This window comes from Pseudomonas sp. OIL-1 (assembly GCF_010669185.1).
Classification (GTDB): Bacteria; Pseudomonadota; Gammaproteobacteria; order Pseudomonadales; family Pseudomonadaceae; genus Halopseudomonas; species Halopseudomonas profundi.
On sequence record NZ_CP048629.1, the window covers coordinates 3,749,440 to 3,768,911 of the forward strand.

The window sequence follows — 19,472 nt, forward strand, 5'->3', positions numbered from 1 at the left end:
TTCTCCTGTTGCGCTCTTAGAAACTGACGCCAACGCTCAACGCAGCGAAGTCACGGTCAACCATGGTGTTGTACTTGCCATCGAAGAAGTTGGTGTAACTCAGGCTGGCGTTGTACTTGTTGGCGTAATCAGCATTCAGGCCGACGCTGATAGACTTGGCGTCCTCCTGGAAACTCGGACCATAGCCTTCTACATCATGTGACCATGCCAGGCTCGGGCTGAGGTTAACGCCGGCAAACACGTTGCTGTATTCCAGACTGGAGCGAATACGATAACCCCACGAAGTACTGGTGTAGAAACCATCTGTTTCACACCAGCTAGCACCCCGTGGAGAGCTTCCATCATCGGAGGAGCAAGTACCGTCTGCGAAGGGGCTTTGCCCGAACAGCGAGTCACGCCCGTATTTTGTTTTGCCGGGGGATTCGCTGATTCCACCGATGTGCGCGACACCTACTTCGCCGACCAGGGCCAGGCGGCTAGCGCCAAAAATACGGTCGATAAAATGCACTGCGGTGATCTGAGCCTGGATATATTCTTTGCGGTCATAGCCTTGAATGTAGTCACCCGCATCAACATTGCCGGCCAAGCCGCGGTGAGTGTTGTCGCTCCCGGGTATAGCAATTCCTCCTGCGAGCGGTACCACCGCGCTCAGCAGGGCCGTGCGGCTCATGTCGCCGGTGCTGATCTGCATCGGCATGTTCGGACGGTAAGAGATTTCACCACCAACCGAGGTGCCGCCCAGCGAGGTCTGGAAACTCAGACCATAGAGCCGGATATCTTCAGGAAATTCGAAGAAATACCCGGCCGGCCCGAAATCTCCCTGGTAGCCCTGAACTGGCGAGATGACTCCTGGAAGACCCAGCGCGGCTTCCGGTATTTCCTCCGCGTCGACGAGCGCATTCGGTCCCAACGCCCGCCCAGCGATATTGGAATAAAGAGGAGCACGGCTGTGGTAGTTCATTGCGTAAAAACCGAGCTCCGTGTCGTTCATTGCCGGGAGGTACCAGCGGAACGCCAGGCCGTACTGACCGCTGTCGCTGGCCTCTTTGTCCTTGCGACGCACTATGTAATCAGTCACCCCCAACCCGGACAGCGCGCCGTCTTGCAGCGTTGGATCGCCTTGTGGCCGGTCCGGACCCGCTACAACCAGCCGATCAGTACAGCCTCTGCCGGCGGTGTCCGTACCAAAGAAGGTGCCGCAGTTATCAACCACCGTTGGAGCCCACTTGAGCTGATAAAAGGCCTCCATACTCAGGTTGTCTGTTAGCCCCTGCGAGAGATAGAGCATCTCGACCGGCAGCAACCCTTCCTTGATCTCCGCACCCGGGCGGCGGAAAGCCGAGACATCGATAGGGTTGATGGAATTGATTGAATTCTGGATGAACGTACTTTCACCCCAGCTCACTACTTGGCGGCCGAGACGGACGTTACCGGGGTTATTGCCGATGGAGTAGTTGTGATAGACAAAGGCGTCCAGCAATTGCACACCGGAACCCTGCTGCAGTGGGTGTCTACCTGAATCGCTTATATCGTAAAAGCGCTGGCTGCCGTCCTTGGTTTCGAAATCGTACCAATAGTTGCCGCGGAAGAATGCCCCGCTATCACCGTAACGCAACTCCAGGTCATGCGAGCCTTTGAAAATCTTGGAAAAAACGTCGCCACTTTCATAGTTGAGACGACCATCATCGGTGGTCCGCGCTACGGCCTCACCACCTTGCGGCACCCCGTCAACAGAGGTATCGAAGTGAATGAAACGCTTGTCGGCGTCAGCGGTAGACACACTCGCCCCTATCGACAACTGCGAATCAAACTGTGCGTCGATAGGCCCAATATTGAAGTTAACCGCATGTGCCGTCCCTGAAAGGCTGGCCAAGCTTATCGCCAGCGGTAGCGCCGAAAGCGTCCAGGCATGCATTTTTTTTGTCATTGTGCTGCTCCATTAGGTTTAACCATGAATGCACGGATGGGGATGGGTCCCTGCATCGATGGTTAGTCTGTCATGGCATTTTCGCTTGTTTTGTCCGAATGGGACCGATTCTTTGACGAGGGCGGACATTCACCGCTGGAATGACCCGCATCACAAATCAGGAATACTTTGTTCTTATTTTTTGCCTAATGGCCATCCATACATTACTTTTTATTACATCCTTCCAAGATGATTCTGCTGTTTAGAACAACAATAACAGGCAACCAAAATGAACCAGTCTCTTCCTCCGCTACCCTGCCAAAGGCTCCAGGAACGGGCGTTCTGGGCCCAGGGAATATGCCAGACCCTCGAGCAGCTGGGTAAAAGCTCCAGAGACCTGCCGGGTGACCTGCGCGCGCACTGCGCGCCCACCGATCTGAGCCTGGCACAAATCAGCCAGACCGATATGAACCGCCTATGGCACATTGCTGCCAGATTGACCCAGGATGACGCCTTCGGGCTGCTGATGGGCAACCAATATCATTCACACACCATCGAACTGCTCGCCCTTGCAGCGGGCAGTAGCGAGACCGTAGGCGATGCAATCCAGCGCATGGTTCGCTACATGCCGGTCTTCAGTACTCAGGTGCAGCTGTTTTCCCTGGAAGACGAGCACTTTCTGACCTTGTATTTCGAGCCGCGCGGTACGCCCCATGCTTTTCATCTCGAATCGGTCGCGGCGCAATGCCACAAAATCTTGAAGGTGTTGGAGAACGGAAGGCACCCCCTGGTATTGGAGACCCGACTGACCACCGACCACGAAAAACACCGCGGGCGTTGCGAGGAGTTGATCGGCGGCCGTGTACGTTTCGGGGCAAAGCGGGTGTCTGTGCGCATGGATCGGCGCTTGCTGAGCAATCCGCTGCCCAGTGCAGATGCCTTCCTGCGGCGCCGTCTCGATTTTGCGCTGGAAGACATGCTGAGCGATCTGCCCAACGTGGATTTTGCCGAGCAGGTAAAGCAGCGTATTCGGGTGTTGGTGTCCGAGCGGGAAGTGTCCGAAGAGTTGGTCGCCACGCCTTTCAACATGAGCCCTCGCCACCTGAGACGCAAGCTCAGCGAAACCCGAACGACCTACGAGAAATTACTTGATGAGGTCAGGATGGAACTGGCCATGCGACTCATTCAGGAGGGACGATTGAACCTGGGTCGCATCGCATTTGAACTTGGCTTTCTCGACCCGAGCAGCTTTACCCGCGCATTTCGCCGCTGGACAGGCATGAGCCCCACCGCTTTTCGCAGTGAATTGCAGGGCAATGCGACGGGCTTGATCGGCTAGTTTGGCGTAGCGCAGGCGCGCTACACCCCCAGGGTGGCGCAGCGGCTTCGGACTGGGTTTCCCTGGGGTTGGCGTGAGGCTCGGCCCACGTTCGGACGCGCCGACGTGGTTGATTGTCGTGGTTTGGTGTCCTCGCACGGCTTTGGCGTAGCGCAGGCGCGCTACACCCCCAGGTGGGGCTCGTCGCTCACGATTTGGCTCCTTACACAGCGTTGGCGTAGCGCAGGCGCGCTACACCCCCAGGAACGCGCTCCCCCCAGGAAATGCACGTAAAAAAGGGGCACCCGCGGGTGCCCCAATGCCCAAACGATCGCATGAATCGCGACCACTTTCCCCAAAGCTTTATCGCACGCCGGACGCCCTGAGGGCTGCTGGAGTGAATTCGTTCATAGAAGGCGTAGTGCCAAACTTGGGCGCTGAGTCTTCTTCGTTGTACATCCCCAATGCTATGTAGCGTCCCGAGAGCAGGTCATAAAGGGTTTCGATGGCATAGCCTGGCAACTGCTCGTGATAGGCGTGCGCGATGTGACCTTCACCCACCCGCCACAACGCACCACGGCCGTCATAGTGATCAGCCAGGGTGATCAACCAGGAATCTTCGTCGACGAAGAAGTTACGTTGTGCGTAGATATGGCGCTGTCCATCCTTGACGGTGCCCTCCACCTCCCAGACCCGGTGTAGCTCATAACGGGTATGTTCAGGATTGACGTGGCCTTTCTTGAGGATATCGTCGTACTTGAGCTCTGGGCTGGATAGCTGATAGGCGTTGTAGGGCACGTAGATTTCTTTCTTGCCGACAAGCTTCCAGTCATAGCGGTCAGGCGCACCACTGAACATCGAGAAGTTGTCTGTCGTACGCATACCATCGGAGGCAGTACCCGGGCCATCATAGGCCACCTGCGGTGCGCGGCGAACACGACGTTGGCCGGCGTTATACACCCACGCCATGCGCGGTTCTTTGACCTGATCAAGGGTGTCGTGAACCAGCAACACGTTACCTGCCAGACGCGGCGGCGCTTCAACCCGCTGTTTGAAGTACAACAGCGTGTTGGCGGCCTTCTCCAGATTCACATCGGGCATGAACTGCGGATACGCGGCCTCCTCACGGAACTTGATCAGCGTAAAAGAGCCGTTTACCTGCGGCATGGCCTGGGCATAACTGCGCTCCACGTTCTTGCGATAACGGGTCAGGTGATTCCAGACAACCTCCGCGCCGGTTTTCGGTATCGGGAAGGCGAAGCTGCCATGGCTGAAGTTATCGATACCGTCGCCATTATTGACCAGCTTGGCCTGGCCGGCGGTCTGCTTGACCTGCTCATAAACATCCGCAGGGAAAGCGACCGTACGATGGCTCTGGTAAACAGGCATCTTGAAGGTGTCCGGGTACCGCTCGAACATGGCGATCTGGCCAGGGGTCAGATGGTCCTTGTGCTCGTTATAATTCTGCGCAGTGATCACGAACTCCGGCTCGCTCTTGACCGGATCGGCCCGAAAACCGCGTTCCAGCTCGGCACCCGCCTCCGGGCTGAGGCCGCCAGTCCACTCGGGGATAGTGCCGGCGGCGTTACCGGCCTTTTCGGCACCAACCGGGGTAAGGCTGTTGCCCAGCTGGGCAATTTCGTCCTGACTCAGCGCCATGACGCCCGTTGCAATCAAGCTGAGAGCCAGCCCGCCTACCCCAATTATTGTTTTGCGAAAATGCATGTTTCGTTCTCCAAACGATGAAGGTGCCACTCGGGTAAATGGCTGTATCTATTCAACTAGAAGCTGACGCCAACGCTTAATGCGGCGAAATCCCGATCTTTGAGAGTATTGTATTTTCCGTCGAAGAAATTGGTGTAGCTGATGCTGGCTGTGTACCGGTTGGCATAATCAGCATTCAAACCCAGGCTCACCGACTTCGCGTCCTCGGTAAAGTTGGGACCATAGCCGGAAACGTCGTGCGACCAGGCGATGTTCGGCGACAGGTTTATGCCAGCAAAAACATTGCTGTAATCGAGTCCGGCGCGAATGCGGTAGCCCCAGGAAGTGCTGGTCACGTAACCCTCGTCATCACACCAGCGCTCGGCATTATCAAGCTGATGCGCCAGGCACAATCCGCCCGTTAGCGGGCTGATCGGGCTTTGTCCAAACAACGGATCACGGCCGTAACGGGTGCTGCCGTCCTCACCACTTTCGAGCCCTCCGATATAGTTCACACCGACTTCGCCGAGCAGCGCCAGGCGACTCGCACCCAACACCCGATCAATAAAGTGAATCGCCGATACCTGGGCCTGCCACAGCTCCTTGCGGCGATAGCCATTGATTTCGTCTTCAGGCGCCAGCCCGTCATTCTCGCTATTGAACACCGGGCTGATTGCACCGTAATCAAAGCCGCCGAGAATAGCGCCGGGTAGCGCGGTGAGGCTCAGATCGGACGTGTTGATCTGCAGGTTATAGTTCGGTCGGTAGCTGAGTTCGCCCGCCACGGTGGCCCCGGCAACGCTGGTCTGGAAGCTGAGGCCATACAAACGAATGTCTTCCGGATATTCCAGGAAATAACCGCCAGCGCCCCGCGCGCCGTCTATCCCCGGAACACCCGGCGCGACCGTGTCATAGCCGCGCACAACCGAAAATGAAGGCGTGCGGCTGTGATAGTTCATGGCGTACAGGCCGAACTCGGTGTCGTTCAATGCCGGGACAAACCAGCGCATCGCTACCCCGTACTGGCCGCTATCGCTGGCTTCCCGGTCCTTCATGTAGCGCGTGTTATACATGGCCAACCCGGCGGGGCCGCCTGTGCGTAACAGCGGGTCGCCGTGGGGCAGATCCACTCCAGCCACCACCAGGCGATCATTACAGCCTTTGGCCAGGGTATCGCTGGTCGAGAAGAAAGTGCCGCAGTTGTCGACCACGCTGGGCGCCCACTTAAGCTGATAGAACGCTTCAGCGGTGAGATTGGCAGTCAGGCCCTGAGAAATGTACAGCATCTCAACCGGGATCAGGCCTTCCTTGATTTCAGCACCCGGACGCCGGAAAGCAGACACATCGATCGGGTTGATGGAATTGATGGAATTACCGATAAACAGACTTTCGCCCCAACTGACCACTTGCCGGCCGAGACGCACGTTGCCGGGATTAGTGCCTATCGCATAGTTGTGGTAAATGAACGCATCCAGCAACTCGACGCCAGAACCCTTCTGCAACGGGTTTCTGCCGGAATCGCTGATGTCGTAGAAGTTCTGGTGGCCGTCCTTGGTTTCAAAGTCGTACCAGTATTTGCCGCGGAAGAACGCGCCGGAATTACCTGCGCGCAGTTCAAGATCATGCGAGCCTTTGAAAATCTTGGAGAAGGCGTCGCCTTTTTCATAATTCAGGCGCCCGTCATCAGTGGTCCGCGCCGAAGCACGCCCGCCATTATCCGGATGGATGAAATCCTGTTCCGGATCTTCAGTCGCCCAGCTTGCGCCAATGGAAAGCTCTGAATCGAACTGCCCTTCAATACTACCCAGCGTGAAGGTCGCCGCGAAGTTCGTAGGGGAAAAAGCGAGACCGACTGCCAACGGGAGCGCGGCAAGCGGCCGGGGTGCAAATGATATTGCCATTGTTTTTATCCTTGTCTTGAGCAACAACCGAGCCCGTTCTTTGACGGGACGCACTCAGACTAGCAGTAAAATGAATGGACATTCATTGCATGGTTCACAAATAAAAAAGGGGAGCACATGGCTCCCCTTCAAATCACCCAGATGAAGCTACAGCTTAGCGAACACCCGAGGAGCGCAGGGCTGCCGGGGTGAACTCACGGTATGACGGGGAATAACCGAAGCTAGGCGCGGAGTTCTCTTCGTTATACATCCCCAGCGCGATGTAGCGGCCTGCAAGCAGGTCGTACAACGTCTCGATACCAAAGCCCGGCAGCTGCTCGTTGTACGAGTGGCTCACGTGACCCTCACCCACACGCCACAGGGTTCCGCGGCTGTCGTAGTGGTCAGCCAATGCCAACAGCCAGGAGTCTTCATCGAAGAAGAAGTTACGCTTGGCATAGATGTGGCGCTGGCCCTGTTTGACGGTGCCCTCGACTTCCCACACGCGGTGCAGCTCGAAACGAGTATGCTCCGGGTTGATGTGGCCGGCCTGCAGGATGTCGTCGTACTCCAGGTCCGGATCCGAGATCTTGTAGCTGTTGTAAGGAACGTAGACTTCCTTTTTACCAATCAGCTTCCAGTCATACCGGTCAGGCGCGCCACTGAACATCGAGAAGTTGTCAGTAGTACGCATGCCGTCGGAGGCTGTGCCCGGACCGTCGTAGGCAACCTGCGGTGCACGGCGAACACGGCGCTGACCAGCGTTGTAAACCCACGCCATGCGCGGCTCTTTCAACTGGTCGAGTGTGTCGTGAACCAGCAGTACGTTACCTGCCAGTCGCGACGGAGCGTTAACACGCTGCTTGAAGTAGACCAGCACGTTGGCGGCGTCTTCAAGATCAACGTCAGGCATGTATTGCGGGTAGGCAACGTCTTCCTGGAACTTGATCAGCGTATAGGAACCGTTGGTTTGCGGCATGGCCTGTGCATATTCACGCTGCACGTTCTTGCGGTAACGGGTCAGATAGTTCCAGACCACGTCGGCGCCGACCTTCGGGATCGGGAAGGCGAAGCTGCCGTGGGTGAAGTTTTCAATACCGTCACCATTGTTGACCAGCCGTGCCTTACCCGCGTTTTCCTTGACCTGGTCGTACACTTCCTGAGGGTAACCGACGCTACGATGAGTCTGATATACCGGCATCTGGTACGTATCAGGATAACGCTCGAACATGGCGATCTGACCAGGGGTCAGTTTCTCGCGGTGCTCCTGATAGTTCTGTGCAGTGATGACAAACTCGGGCTGCTCGTTTTCGTAGGGATTTTCCCAGAAGTTACGCTCCAGCTTCTTGCCAGCATCGGTTGGCAAACCACCAGTCCACTCAGGGATCGTACCGGAGGCGTTGCCGGCCTTCTCGGCACCGACCGGAGTCAGCTCGTTACCCAGCTGGTTGATTTCCGCCTGGGTAACACTTTGCGCCATGACGCTCGTAGCCAACAGGCTGAGAGCCAGACCGCCAGCACCTATAAGAGTTGTTGCTATACGCATATTATTATCTCTCCTGTTCCGTTACTTAGAAGCTTACGCCGAAGCTGACAGCTGCGAAGTCGCGGTCGACCAAGGTGTTGTATTTACCATCAAAGAAGTTGGTGTAGCTCAGGCTGGCGTTGTACTTGTTCGCATAGTCTGCGTTCAAGCCAATGCTGACTGACTTGGCGTTCTCGGTGAAGTTCGGGCTATAACCCTCAACATCATGGGAGAAAGCTACGTTCGGGCTCAGGTTGATGCCAGCGAAGACGTTGCTGTAATCCAGGGATGCACGTACACGATAACCCCAGGAGAAGTCGGTGTAGAAGCCATCATTTTCGCACCAGCTGTCTGCGTTGGGAGACCGCTCAGCGGGGATGAAAGTTGGACTCTGTGAACTACATGATCCATCGGCGAATGGACTTTGGCCGAACAAGGAATCACGGCCGTATTTGGTAGTACCGTTGGCACTATCAATGCCGCCGATGTAGTTGGCACCCACTTCACCAATCAAGGCGAGGCGGCTTGCACCCATGACGCGATCAATAAAGTGAACAGCGCTAACGGTAGCTTGCCAGAACTCCTTACGCTCATAGCCTGGGAGATAGTCACCAGCCACTGTGTCAGCACCGAGCCCACGGTGGGTATTGTCCTGTCCTGGAATGATACCCGGTACGCCTGCAGCCAATAGCGAGGTGCGGCTTGTGTCACTGGTATTGACCTGGAGCGGCATATTCGGCCGGTAACTCAATTCCCCTGCGACGGACATACCACCGATATCAGTACCGAAGCTTATCCCATACAAGCGGATATCTTCAGGATATTCCAGGAAGTATCCGGATTGTCCGAGGTCCCCGTTGTAACCTTGAACAGGAATCATGAAAGGAGCTAAGTCGGCTGGGTCGGCGCCCTGCTGGATTGCTCCTCCGGGCCCAGCGTACCGGCCCGCAATGTTCGAGACTACTGGCGCGCGACTGTGATAGTTCATCGCATAGAAGCCAAACTCCGTGTCGTTAAGAGCAGGCGCGAACCAACGGAACGCTATGCCAAATTGACCATCATCGCTTGCGTCCTGGTCTTTCTTGGCGCGGGCTATATGCGTCAGCTCTGGCTGTTGCCCTTGTGGCATATCAACGCCTGATATAACCAGCCGGTCAGTACAACCTTTTGCGCCAGGGTCACTGCTGAAGAATGTTCCGCAGTTATCAAGAACAGTCGGAGCCCACTTGAGCTGGTAAAACGCTTCCATACTCAGGTTATCAGTCAAGCCCTGAGAGAAATAAAGCATCTCAACAGGCATTAACCCTTCTTTTAACTCAGCTCCTGGACGACGGAAAGCAGATACATCCATTGGGTTAATCGAGTTGATGCCGTTCTGAATAAACAGCCCTTCACCCCAGCTTACAACCTGACGACCAAGGCGAACGTTGCCAGGGTTATTGCCGATTGAGTAGTTGTGGTAAACAAAGGCATCCAGAAGCTGGACCCCTGAACCTTTTTGGAGAGGGTGACGACCGGAATCGTCGATATCGTAGAAACGCTGGCTGCCGTCCTTGGTCTCAAAGTCGTACCAGTAATTACCACGGAAGAAGGCGCCGGAATCACCGTAACGCAGCTCTAAATCATGTGAGCCTTTGAAAATCTTGGAGAAAAAGTCACCGCTCTTGTAGTTCAGGCGGCCATCATCTGAAGTACGTGCTGCAGCCTCGCCACCGCTGAGCGTGTGGATAAACCGCTTATCGGCGTCAGTAGTCGACACGCTCGCCCCAATCGACATCTGCGAGTCAAATTGTGCATCCACCGGACCGATATTGAAGCTGACTGCGTTGGCAGAACCTGCGAAACTGGCCAGACCAATCGCCAGTGGCAAGGCCGCTAGGGGCCATGCTTTGATTTTTTTTGTCATTGTGCTGCTCCGTTTGGGTGACATGAACCTGTGTATCCTTTGACACGTTCAGGACAGTGGCAGTCTGTCATGAGCCCGACGAAAAAGACTTGCCCGTAAAGGCCAATTTAGTTGACCGAAGCGGTCATTCATGCAATGAATTCGTCTCATCAGCGTGATATTGAGACTTGCGCCGCACCGTCGCTCTGGAGTAGATACAAGCACGGCGTTAACGAAACGGTGAACTGAGCGCCGGATATTCCGGTCGCTAAAAGTACGCGTCTTGGAGCTGCCTGGAACGGGCTTTTCCTGACTGAGCAGTTCCGAGAGCCCAAGCTCTGTGGAGCCTTGCAGGTATACAGGAGCAGCATTAGTCGAGTAGCGAATCGCCTATATTTGACGGTTAACCGCGCCGGCTATAGGCTAAACCGATGATACAGAAATGAATTCTGTTATTTTGAACGACAAGGATGACAAATGCCGGAAGCGCTAATGAACTATAACGCTCGGGTGCGCGAACGCCCGTTGTGGGCGTCAGTTGTAGCTCAGGCCTTGCATCACTACGGCATATCGCTGCAGCAGCCCAGCCCAGCCTACACGCTCATGGAAGAAAACCGTGATGCGTCCAGACTCATGGAGCAGGATGCCTGCTCCCTTATATGGGACGAAGCGACCCGACTGACCGAGGATGATCTGTTCGGCATGCGTTTGTATCGCATGTTCTGCCCAACCTCGTTCAATGCTATCGCGCTGATTGCCCAGGCAAGCCCCACCGTCGGCACCGCCCTTCAGAATATCTCGCGCTTCCTACCTGTCGTGACTACCCAGGTAACGGTCGAATTGTGTCATAGCGAGGACGATACCGAGGTTGTGCTGCATCCTTTGGGCAAGCCCCATACCCAACATATGGAAAGCTTGATGGGTTTTCTGGCCCGGCTGTTCAGGATGCTGGATCTGAATAATGAAGAGCTGGTGCGATCAATCCAGCTTGGCCGCATGCCGGGAGAATTGTCCGGTTGCGCCAGGTTGCTGGGCTGCTCTGAATTGACCGTGGGCGACGATTATCGATTCAGACTGGCCGGGCATTTGTTCACCAGTCCTCTGGCAAGTGCCGATGCATTCCTGCTGTCGAGGTTTACCGATGCCATGCAAGATCTGCTGGCAAGCCTGCCGAGCGACGACCTGGTCGAACAGGTCAAACGGCGCATTCAGCAGCTGCTCGGCTCGGGCGATGTATCGGCTGAACGCATCGCTGCGCCGATGAATATCAGTTCACGACATCTGCGGCGCAAACTGAGCCAGGCGGGGACATCCTACGAGCAACTGGTTGACGAAGTCAGGCGGGATGCAGCGGTACGGATGATTACTGGCGGCGAGTTATCTTTGACCAGCATCGCCTATGAGCTGGGATTCCTCGACCCGAGCAGTTTTACCCGCGCGTTCCGCCGCTGGACCGACATGAGCCCAACCGCCTTCCGGCGCCAAGTTGTCGCGTCCGAATAATGGGTTCATTGCTAACTGTGCGGCGCAGGAGCTCACGGCCATAAACCTGGGGGTGTAGCGCGCCTGCACTACGCTAATGTCGTGCAGGAACACCAACCTCTGTCGGCGCGTCCGATCGCGGCCCGAGACGCTCACCAACCCCAGGGAAAACCGCCGCACGTCTGATCGTGGCGCGAGAACAGCAATCCGTGCCTGGCCCCTGGGGGTGTAGAGCGCCAGCGCTACGCCAAAGCCGAGCAAGAACATCAACCTCTGTCGGCGAGCAGGCGCTCACCAACCCCAGGGAAAACCGCCGCGCATCCGATCGTGACCCGACGCGCGCATTCCGAGCCTGCCACCCCCCTGGGGGTGTAGCGCGCCTGCGCTACGCCAATGTCGTGCAGGAACACCAACCTCTGTCGGCGCGCAGGCGCACGCCAACCCCAGGGAAAACCCCGCATGTCTGATCGTGGCGCGAGAAAAGCATTCCGAGCCCGCCCCCTGGGGGTGTAGCGCGCCTGCGCTACGCCAATGTCGCGCAGGAACACCAAGCCTCGCGAGCGCTACGCCAAAGCCGCGTATCACTCGGCCCGTTTGATAAACAACAGCGTCATGCGATCACTCTCACCGATGGCCATATAGTGCGCCCTGTTGTCATAGCCCAGGCGCAGCGTGGGCGGCAGGGTCCATACGCCCTCGGGGTGATCCTTGGTGTCTTGTGGATTCTGATTGACCGGGCTGCGCGAGGCCAACTCGAAACCGGCCTCGGTCGCCAGCTCGATAACCAGCGCTTCGCTGACATAGCCGGTCTCGATCATTTGTTCCAGGGAGGTCCCAGGTCGCGCGCTGTGCTCCACCAGGCCAAGATAGCCACCTGGCTTCAGAACCTCATACATCTTGTTGAAGACCGCCTGGGTCTCCTCCTTGCCCGCCGCTAACCAGTTGTGCACGTTGCGAAAGGTCAGCACCCGGTCGGCTATCCCAGGCTCGGCAACGGGGTTTTCAGGGTCATAATCCAGCACCGCCAGTTCAACCTTGTCGAACTTGCCGCGGCCCTGCTCCAGTCTTTTCTCGAACTCTGCGCGGCTTTCTCGAAAATAGTCGACAGGACTCTCCGGATCGAAATGTGCAGCGATCAGCCGACCTTCTTCGTGCAACATGGGGGCGAGTATTTCGGTATACCAGCCCTCCCCCGGCCAGATCTCCACCACCGTGTGATCTGGCATCACCGAAAAGAAGCCCAGCGTCGCCTCCGGGTTGCGGTAGGCGTCACGCATGACATTGGATATCCGCCGTGTCGGATTACCGACTGCCTGGCGGATGGCGTCGCGTTGCTCGAACGACAACTCCGGTGGTGGGGGCGCCATTGCCTTATCCTGGGCAAAACCCAGGCCCGAGAAGAGTATGGCCGCAGCAGCGATTAACATTTTTGACATGGGTGCATTCCAGCTGGGTGCTTATCAGAAGATCCTAGCCTAACAGGTAGGCGGCGACGATTCCTATGCCAGCCGCGGGTTTGGTGGCCTGTGGGGCCTGGGCATGGTTGAGCAGACAGAAAATCAAGGCTTTGGTTCGCATTCAACAACGCGCTGGGCTGGCGGCCAGGATCGCCGCGGTGGCGTCGGCAGGACGCCCGGGTTGTTGACGCCGCACTCGCTCGAATAATAGAAGGCCTTCATCATCAAGGCTGCTTATGCAGCTCCATTCCATCCGTAGCACATAGTTCACGCCCGGTTTAACTGACTATAAGGTCACTCCACACGCCGTCTGGTACAGCGACCTCCCCTACTTCTAGCAAGGATCAACCATGTTCGAACTCAGCCCCCGTGTTAAGGATCTCAAGCAACAGCTCGAAGCCTTCATGGACGAGCACATCTACCCCAACGAAGCCCTTTTCTACAAGCAAGTCGAAGAGAACCGCTGGGGCGCGCCGGCCATTCAGGAAGAGCTCAAGGCCAAAGCCAAAAGCCAGGGCCTGTGGAACCTGTTCTTGCCTGAAAGCGAGCGCGGCGCGGGTCTGACCAACGAAGAGTACGGCCACCTGTGCGAAATCATGGGCCGCTCTTCCATCGCCCCGGAAGTCTTCAACTGTAACGCGCCAGATACCGGCAACATGGAAACCATCGAGCGTTACGGTAACGAAGAACAGAAAGAAAAGTGGCTCAAGCCGCTGCTGGCAGGCGAAATCCGCTCCTGCTTCTCCATGACCGAGCCTGATGTCGCCTCGTCCGACGCAACCAACATCGAGTGTGAAATCCGCCGCGAAGGCGACGAGTACGTCATCAATGGCACCAAGTGGTGGTCGTCCGGAGCCATGGCCGAGCACTGCAAGATTGCCATCGTCATGGGCAAGACTGACTTCAACGCGCCCAAGCACCTGCAACAGAGCATGATTCTGGTACCGCTTGACACCCCCGGCGTGACCATCGTGCGCGACCTGCACGTATTCGGCTATGACCACGCCCCGCACGGCCACGCGGAAATCCGTTACGAGAACGTGCGCGTACCGGCTTCCAACATTTTGCTGGGTGAAGGTCGCGGTTTTGAAATCGCCCAGGGTCGTCTCGGGCCAGGCCGTATCCACCATTGCATGCGCAGCATCGGTATTGCCGAGCGTGCCCTGGAAGCCATGTGCCGCCGCGCCAACGAGCGCGTAGCCTTCGGCAAGCCGCTGGCACAACACGGCAGCACCGCTGAAAACATCGCCCGCTCGCGTTGCGAAATTGACCAGGCCCGCCTGCTGACCCTGATGGCCGCACGCAGCATGGACCAGTTCGGCAACAAGGTTGCCCGTCAGCAGATTGCCATGATCAAGGCTGTCGCACCGACCATGGCCTGCAACGTCATCGACCGCGCCATCCAGGTATTCGGTGCCAAGGGCGTTTGTCAGGATACCTTCCTGGCGTCCGCTTACGCCAAGGCCCGCACGCTGCGCCTGGCTGACGGTCCGGACGAAGTTCACCTGGGCACTATCGCCAAGCTGGAACTGAAGCGTTACCAGTAAGTGCTACTGCGAGCAGCGCCGGTTGTTTCCATCCCGGCGCTGCCATCCTTACTGATGCACCGTTTTATCGAGGAAGAATCATGAGCAAATTATTTGACCTGACCGGCAAAGTCGCGGTCATCACCGGTTCAACCAAGGGCATCGGTCGCGCTATTGCCGACGAATATGCCAAGGCCGGTGCCAAGGTGGTCATTTCCAGCCGCAAGGCAGACGCCTGTGACAAGGTGGCCAACGAACTTAAAGAGCAAGGCTTCGATGCGCTGCCGATTGCTTGCCACGTGGGCGACAAGGCCCAGCTGCAGAATCTGGTTGATACCACGATTGCTACCTGGGGCAAGATCGACATCCTGGTGTGTAACGCGGCGACCAACCCGGTTTACGGCCCAACCTCGCAAGTCAGCGACGAAGCCTTCGACAAGATCATGGGCACCAACGTCAAGGGCACTTTCTGGCTGTGCAACATGGTTATCCCGCAGATGGTCGAACTGGGCGGTGGTTCCATCGTGCTGCTGTCGAGCATCGCCGGCATCCGTGCCAGCGCCAATATTGGCGTATACGGGATGTCCAAGGCAGCCGAAGCCGGCCTGGCGCGCAACCTGTCGCTGGAATGGGGTCCGAAGAACATTCGCGTCAACTCCATCGCACCCGGCCTGATCCGCACCGATTTCGCCCAGGCTCTGCTGGACGATCCGGACCGCCTCAAGCGTGTGGAAGAAAAACTCCCGCTGCGCCGTGTTGGTGAGCCAGTCGATATCGCCGGTGTTGCACTATTCCTTGGCTCTGCAGCCGGCGCTTACGTCACCGGCCAGACCATTGTGGCGGACGGTGGCGACACTATTACCTGATCCTCCCCATATAGCACCTACATGCCAGGCCCCGACCTGGCATGTTACGTTTAGGCCTGTTCACTTCATCTGCCTCGGCATTGAAAGTGACCTTATAACCGAAAATATTACAGGACCTGCTAGATGAGCGAAGCAACCCTGATCGACGTGTTACCGGCGCATCGCCTGGACGAAGCAAAACTCGCAGCCTATTTGCAAGGACGCCTGCCTGACGTAGAGCACGGCATCAAGCTTCAGCAATTTCAGGGTGGCCAGTCCAACCCGACCTATCTGATGGAAATCGGCGAGAAGCGCTACGTTCTGCGCAAGAAGCCGCCGGGCAAACTGCTGCCCTCGGCGCACATGGTCGAGCGTGAATTTCAGGTGATCAATGCCTTGGGCCAGACCGACGTTCCGGTCCCCGCTGCCCGTCTGCTTTGCGAAGATCCCGAGGTTATCGGCACCGCGTTCTACGTCATGGACCATGTGGACGGCCGGGTTTACTCGCAGCCGCTGCTGCAGGATGTCGCCATCGAGCAGCGCATGCCGATCCACAGGTCAATGATCCAGACCATGGCCCAGCTGCACAACGTGGATTGGAAAGCGGTGGGGCTGGAATCCTACGGCAAGGCCGAAGGGTATGTGCCGCGCCAGATCAAGCGCTGGAGTGGCCAGTTTGAAGCCAGCCGCACCGGCGATATGCCGTCCATGGACGCGCTGATGGCCTGGCTGCCGGAAAACGCGCCCAAGGATGACCACACCACCATCGCCCATGGCGATTTCCGCATGGGCAACCTGATTCTGCACCCGAGCGAGCCGAAGGTTGTGGCCATTCTGGACTGGGAGCTGGCGACGCTGGGTCATCCGCTGTCCGATCTCGCCTATTGCTGCCTGCCCTACCATCAGCCCGCCAGCGCCGAAGGTATGCGTGGCATGCAGGGGCTGGATCTCAAAGCGCGAAACATTCCCGAAGAGCAGCAGGTGCTGGACTGGTACTGCGAGTTCAGTGGCCGCACTGAAGTGCCGGACTGGAACTTCTTCCTGGCATTCTCCCTGTTCCGTTTGGCTGCCATCGTCCAGGGCGTGTACCACCGCGCGCTGCAGGGTAATGCGAGTAACGCCGATGCGCTGGAAGTTGGCAAGCGCGCCGGGTTACTGGCTGACATTGGCTGGGAAATCGCCCAGCGCAAGTAAACCGTACTAATTAGGGCGTAGCGCACCTGCACTACGCCAGATGTCGATTAGAACAATGAGCGAACACAGCCATGAGCAAACCAATCAAGCGCGTCCTGCTGACCAACGATGACGGTTGGCGCGGACCCGGCATGTCCATCATGGAAGAAATCGCCAGAGAAATTGCCGAGGAAGTGTGGATCATCGCCCCGGACCTGGACCAGAGCGGCGTCTCCATGTCGATCACTCTGCATTCGCCGCTGCGCGTGCACCACATGGGCGACAATCGCCTGAGCATCAGCGGCACCCCCAGTGACTGCGTGCTGCTGGCAGTGGGCGAGCTGATGCCCGAGATGCCGGACCTGGTGCTTTCCGGCGTGAATGCCGGCGCCAATATCAGTGATTCGGTAGCCTATTCAGGCACCATTGGCGGCGCGATGACTGCGACACTGATGGGCATCCCGTCCATTGCCTTGTCGCAGGCTTACCACAAGGGCAGTGACATTCACTGGGATACGGCACGCAAGTTCGGCCCCGGCATCGTGCGTGCGCTGCTGGAGAAGGGCTGGCCGACCGATTGCGCCATGAATATCAACTTCCCAGCCTGCCCGCCCGAACAGGTCACCGGCGTCGCCACCTGCCGTGCGCGCGCGGGCAGCATCGGCGGAATCAATATCGAATGTCGGCGCGACACCCGCGATGTGCCCTATTTCTGGCTCGGCTTTCAGCGCCAGACCGAGCGCATTACCGGCCTGGATACTGATGTCGGTGCGCTGCGCGCCGGTCGCATCGCCATTTCGCCGCTGCGTTTCGAGCGGGATATCGCCAGCTGGCAGATTGATAACGATGCCGTCGCCCGTGGCCTCGGGATCGAGCCGCAGGCGGAGCGCGACATCGGCAGCGATCCAAGCATCGACCACTGAAGCGTTACCCCCCTTTTGAAAGCTCGCCCTTACTACAGGAGTCAACAATGCAACGTTACAACAACAAGATTGCCCTGATAACCGGTGCCGGTAGCGGGATCGGCCGTGCAACTGCGGTGCGACTGGCAAGTGAGGGCGCGCGCCTGATGCTTGTGGACCGCAACGCTGAAGGATTGCAGCAGACCCTGGCCGAGCTGCCTGAAGGCGCCGAGGCGTTGACCAAAGAAGTCGACGTATCGCTCGAGGCTGAGGTTGAACAGTGCGTCGCCGACGCCCTCGCCCACTTCGGCAGGATTGACGTGCTGTGCAATAACGCCGGCATCGCTGGCGGCGATTACAGCACCGCACCCGATCAGAGCCTGGAAACCTGGCAAAAAATCATTGCTGTGAATCTGTACGGGGTCATGCTGTTCACCAAGTACGTCAGCCGTCACATGCTTGAGCAGGGCCAGGGTGCGATCGTGAATACTGCCTCGGTGGCCGGCATTCGTTCTGGCGCGGGTGGCAATGCCTACAGCGCCTCCAAGGCTGGCGTTATCAATTTCACCATGACCGGCGCCTGTGACCTGGGTGGCTCGAATATTCGCGTCAACGCGGTGTGTCCGGGCCTGGTGGAAACCGGCATGACCAAGCCGGTGTTCGATTACGCCCGCGCCAATGACAAAGAAGCCAAACTCGGCGCCCGCTGCGAACTGCGCCGCTACGGCCGCCCGGATGAAATCGCCTCGGTTATAGCCTTTCTGGCCAGCGATGATGCCAGCTACATGACCGGGCAGGCGTTGGCAGTGGATGGTGGGAATACCGCATCGCTGAATTTGCCGGGGATGAAGGTTTGAGTTTTTGCGAGTAGCGAGGAGTTCTGCCTGCGGGATTGGAGTTACCGGAAATCTGGCGTAGCGCAGGCGCACTACACCCCCAGGAAGGCGTTGGCTAAGCACGTTATTTCATCTGGGGGTGGCGTGAGGCTCGGGCCTCGCTCGGACGCGCCGACGAGCTTCCTTGGGTTGGCGCGGGGCTCGAGCCGCGTTCGGACGCGCCGACGAGGTTTTCCTGGGGTTGGCGTGAGGCTCGGGCCGCGTTCGGACGCGCCGACGGGTTTGGCTAGTGCTATGCGGCTGCGTTTGGACTCCCTGCGTGCTTGGTATCCGCTGCAAAACTGGCGTAGCGCAGGCGCGCTACACCCCCAGGGAGGCGCACGACAGGCGGGACCTGTGGCGCAGGAACATGTCTGCCGCCGTATACCCGACCGGGTACCTTGAATTGACCGCCATTAAGGTCGAATATCAATTCAGCACTCCATTTCAGGATCTGGTCATGGTTACTCCCCTTTTATCCATCCAATACACAACCGGCCGCTGCAAATTCGGCGCTTTGCTTTATGGCATTTGCGAGAGCGGTATTTGCGCGATCCTGTTGGGCGATGAGCCGCAGACACTCGTTGAGGATCTCCAGCGACGCTTTCCAACAAGCGAGATACGACAGCAGGATGTCGACCTCGGATCAGAACTGGCTGTGCTTCTCGCTTACATCGATACCCCCGGATCGACACTTACCGCTTTGCCGCGTCCGTTAGCGCCCTTCGGAACGCAGTTCCAGCAACAGGTTTGGCAGACGCTCAGCCAGGTCGGCACTGGCGAGACGATCACATACAGCGAGCTCGCGCGGCGTTGCGGTCGGCCGACGGCCATGCGCGCCGTGGCCGGCGCCTGCGCAGCTAACCCGCTGGCCATCGTTGTACCCTGCCACCGCGTGCTGCGTAGCGACGGCGGAATATCGGGTTATCGATGGGGCGTTGAGCGCAAGCGTAGTCTGATCGAACTCGAGAATCGCCTCGCCGCCGGGATCTGA

14 protein-coding genes are annotated in these 19,472 nt (G+C 57.8%); 8 read left to right on the forward strand and 6 right to left on the reverse strand.

Going from position 1 to position 19,472, the window contains the following annotated elements; genetic code table 11:
* Positions 1–16: 16 nt before the first annotated feature.
* Positions 17–1,927 carry a DUF1302 domain-containing protein gene (locus G3M63_RS17260; RefSeq protein ID WP_163983918.1) on the reverse strand — a complete coding sequence of 637 codons (1,911 nt, stop codon included), beginning with the start codon at positions 1,925–1,927 and terminating at the stop codon, positions 17–19.
* 268 nt (positions 1,928–2,195) lie between these two features.
* On the opposite strand from G3M63_RS17260, the gene G3M63_RS17265 reads away from it, so the two are divergent.
* On the forward strand, positions 2,196–3,245 hold the full coding sequence (locus G3M63_RS17265) for an AraC family transcriptional regulator (protein WP_163983919.1): 1,050 nt from the start codon (positions 2,196–2,198) through the stop codon (positions 3,243–3,245).
* A gap of 342 nt (positions 3,246–3,587) precedes the next feature.
* On the opposite strand, the gene G3M63_RS17270 is transcribed toward G3M63_RS17265, so the two are convergent.
* The 4 genes from G3M63_RS17270 to G3M63_RS17285 form a co-directional block, all read right to left on the reverse strand.
* Positions 3,588–4,949, reverse strand: a complete 1,362-nt coding sequence (locus G3M63_RS17270; protein ID WP_163983920.1) for a DUF1329 domain-containing protein — start codon at positions 4,947–4,949, stop codon at positions 3,588–3,590.
* 56 nt (positions 4,950–5,005) lie between these two features.
* Positions 5,006–6,829, reverse strand: coding sequence for a DUF1302 domain-containing protein (locus G3M63_RS17275; RefSeq protein ID WP_163983921.1), 1,824 nt, complete (start codon positions 6,827–6,829; stop codon positions 5,006–5,008).
* 154 nt (positions 6,830–6,983) lie between these two features.
* On the reverse strand, positions 6,984–8,354 hold the full coding sequence (locus G3M63_RS17280; protein WP_163983922.1) for a DUF1329 domain-containing protein: 1,371 nt from the start codon (positions 8,352–8,354) through the stop codon (positions 6,984–6,986).
* 25 nt (positions 8,355–8,379) lie between these two features.
* Positions 8,380–10,239, reverse strand: a complete 1,860-nt coding sequence (locus G3M63_RS17285; RefSeq protein WP_163983923.1) for a DUF1302 domain-containing protein — start codon at positions 10,237–10,239, stop codon at positions 8,380–8,382.
* 456 nt (positions 10,240–10,695) lie between these two features.
* Between G3M63_RS17285 and G3M63_RS17290 the strand changes: the two genes are divergently transcribed.
* Positions 10,696–11,721, forward strand: coding sequence for an AraC family transcriptional regulator (locus G3M63_RS17290; protein WP_163983924.1), 1,026 nt, complete (start codon positions 10,696–10,698; stop codon positions 11,719–11,721).
* Positions 11,722–12,281: 560 nt separating this feature from the next.
* On the opposite strand, the gene G3M63_RS17295 is transcribed toward G3M63_RS17290, so the two are convergent.
* Positions 12,282–13,136: a class I SAM-dependent methyltransferase gene (locus G3M63_RS17295; RefSeq protein ID WP_163983925.1), complete on the reverse strand. Its 855-nt coding sequence runs from the start codon at positions 13,134–13,136 to the stop codon at positions 12,282–12,284.
* A gap of 371 nt (positions 13,137–13,507) precedes the next feature.
* On the opposite strand from G3M63_RS17295, the gene G3M63_RS17300 reads away from it, so the two are divergent.
* From G3M63_RS17300 to G3M63_RS17325, 6 genes are all read left to right on the forward strand, one after another.
* Positions 13,508–14,704: an acyl-CoA dehydrogenase family protein gene (locus G3M63_RS17300; protein ID WP_163983926.1), complete on the forward strand. Its 1,197-nt coding sequence runs from the start codon at positions 13,508–13,510 to the stop codon at positions 14,702–14,704.
* Positions 14,705–14,781: 77 nt separating this feature from the next.
* The gene (locus G3M63_RS17305) at positions 14,782–15,549 is read left to right on the forward strand and encodes an SDR family NAD(P)-dependent oxidoreductase (protein WP_163984319.1); all 768 of its coding nucleotides are present in this window, start codon (positions 14,782–14,784) and stop codon (positions 15,547–15,549) included.
* Positions 15,550–15,672: 123 nt separating this feature from the next.
* Positions 15,673–16,722, forward strand: a complete 1,050-nt coding sequence (locus G3M63_RS17310; protein WP_163983927.1) for a phosphotransferase — start codon at positions 15,673–15,675, stop codon at positions 16,720–16,722.
* Between the two features lie 71 nt (positions 16,723–16,793).
* On the forward strand, positions 16,794–17,624 hold the full coding sequence (gene surE / locus G3M63_RS17315; RefSeq protein ID WP_163983928.1) for a 5'/3'-nucleotidase SurE: 831 nt from the start codon (positions 16,794–16,796) through the stop codon (positions 17,622–17,624).
* A gap of 47 nt (positions 17,625–17,671) precedes the next feature.
* Positions 17,672–18,460, forward strand: coding sequence for an SDR family NAD(P)-dependent oxidoreductase (locus G3M63_RS17320; RefSeq protein ID WP_163983929.1), 789 nt, complete (start codon positions 17,672–17,674; stop codon positions 18,458–18,460).
* Between the two features lie 478 nt (positions 18,461–18,938).
* On the forward strand, positions 18,939–19,472 hold the full coding sequence (locus tag G3M63_RS17325; protein ID WP_163983930.1) for a methylated-DNA--[protein]-cysteine S-methyltransferase: 534 nt from the start codon (positions 18,939–18,941) through the stop codon (positions 19,470–19,472).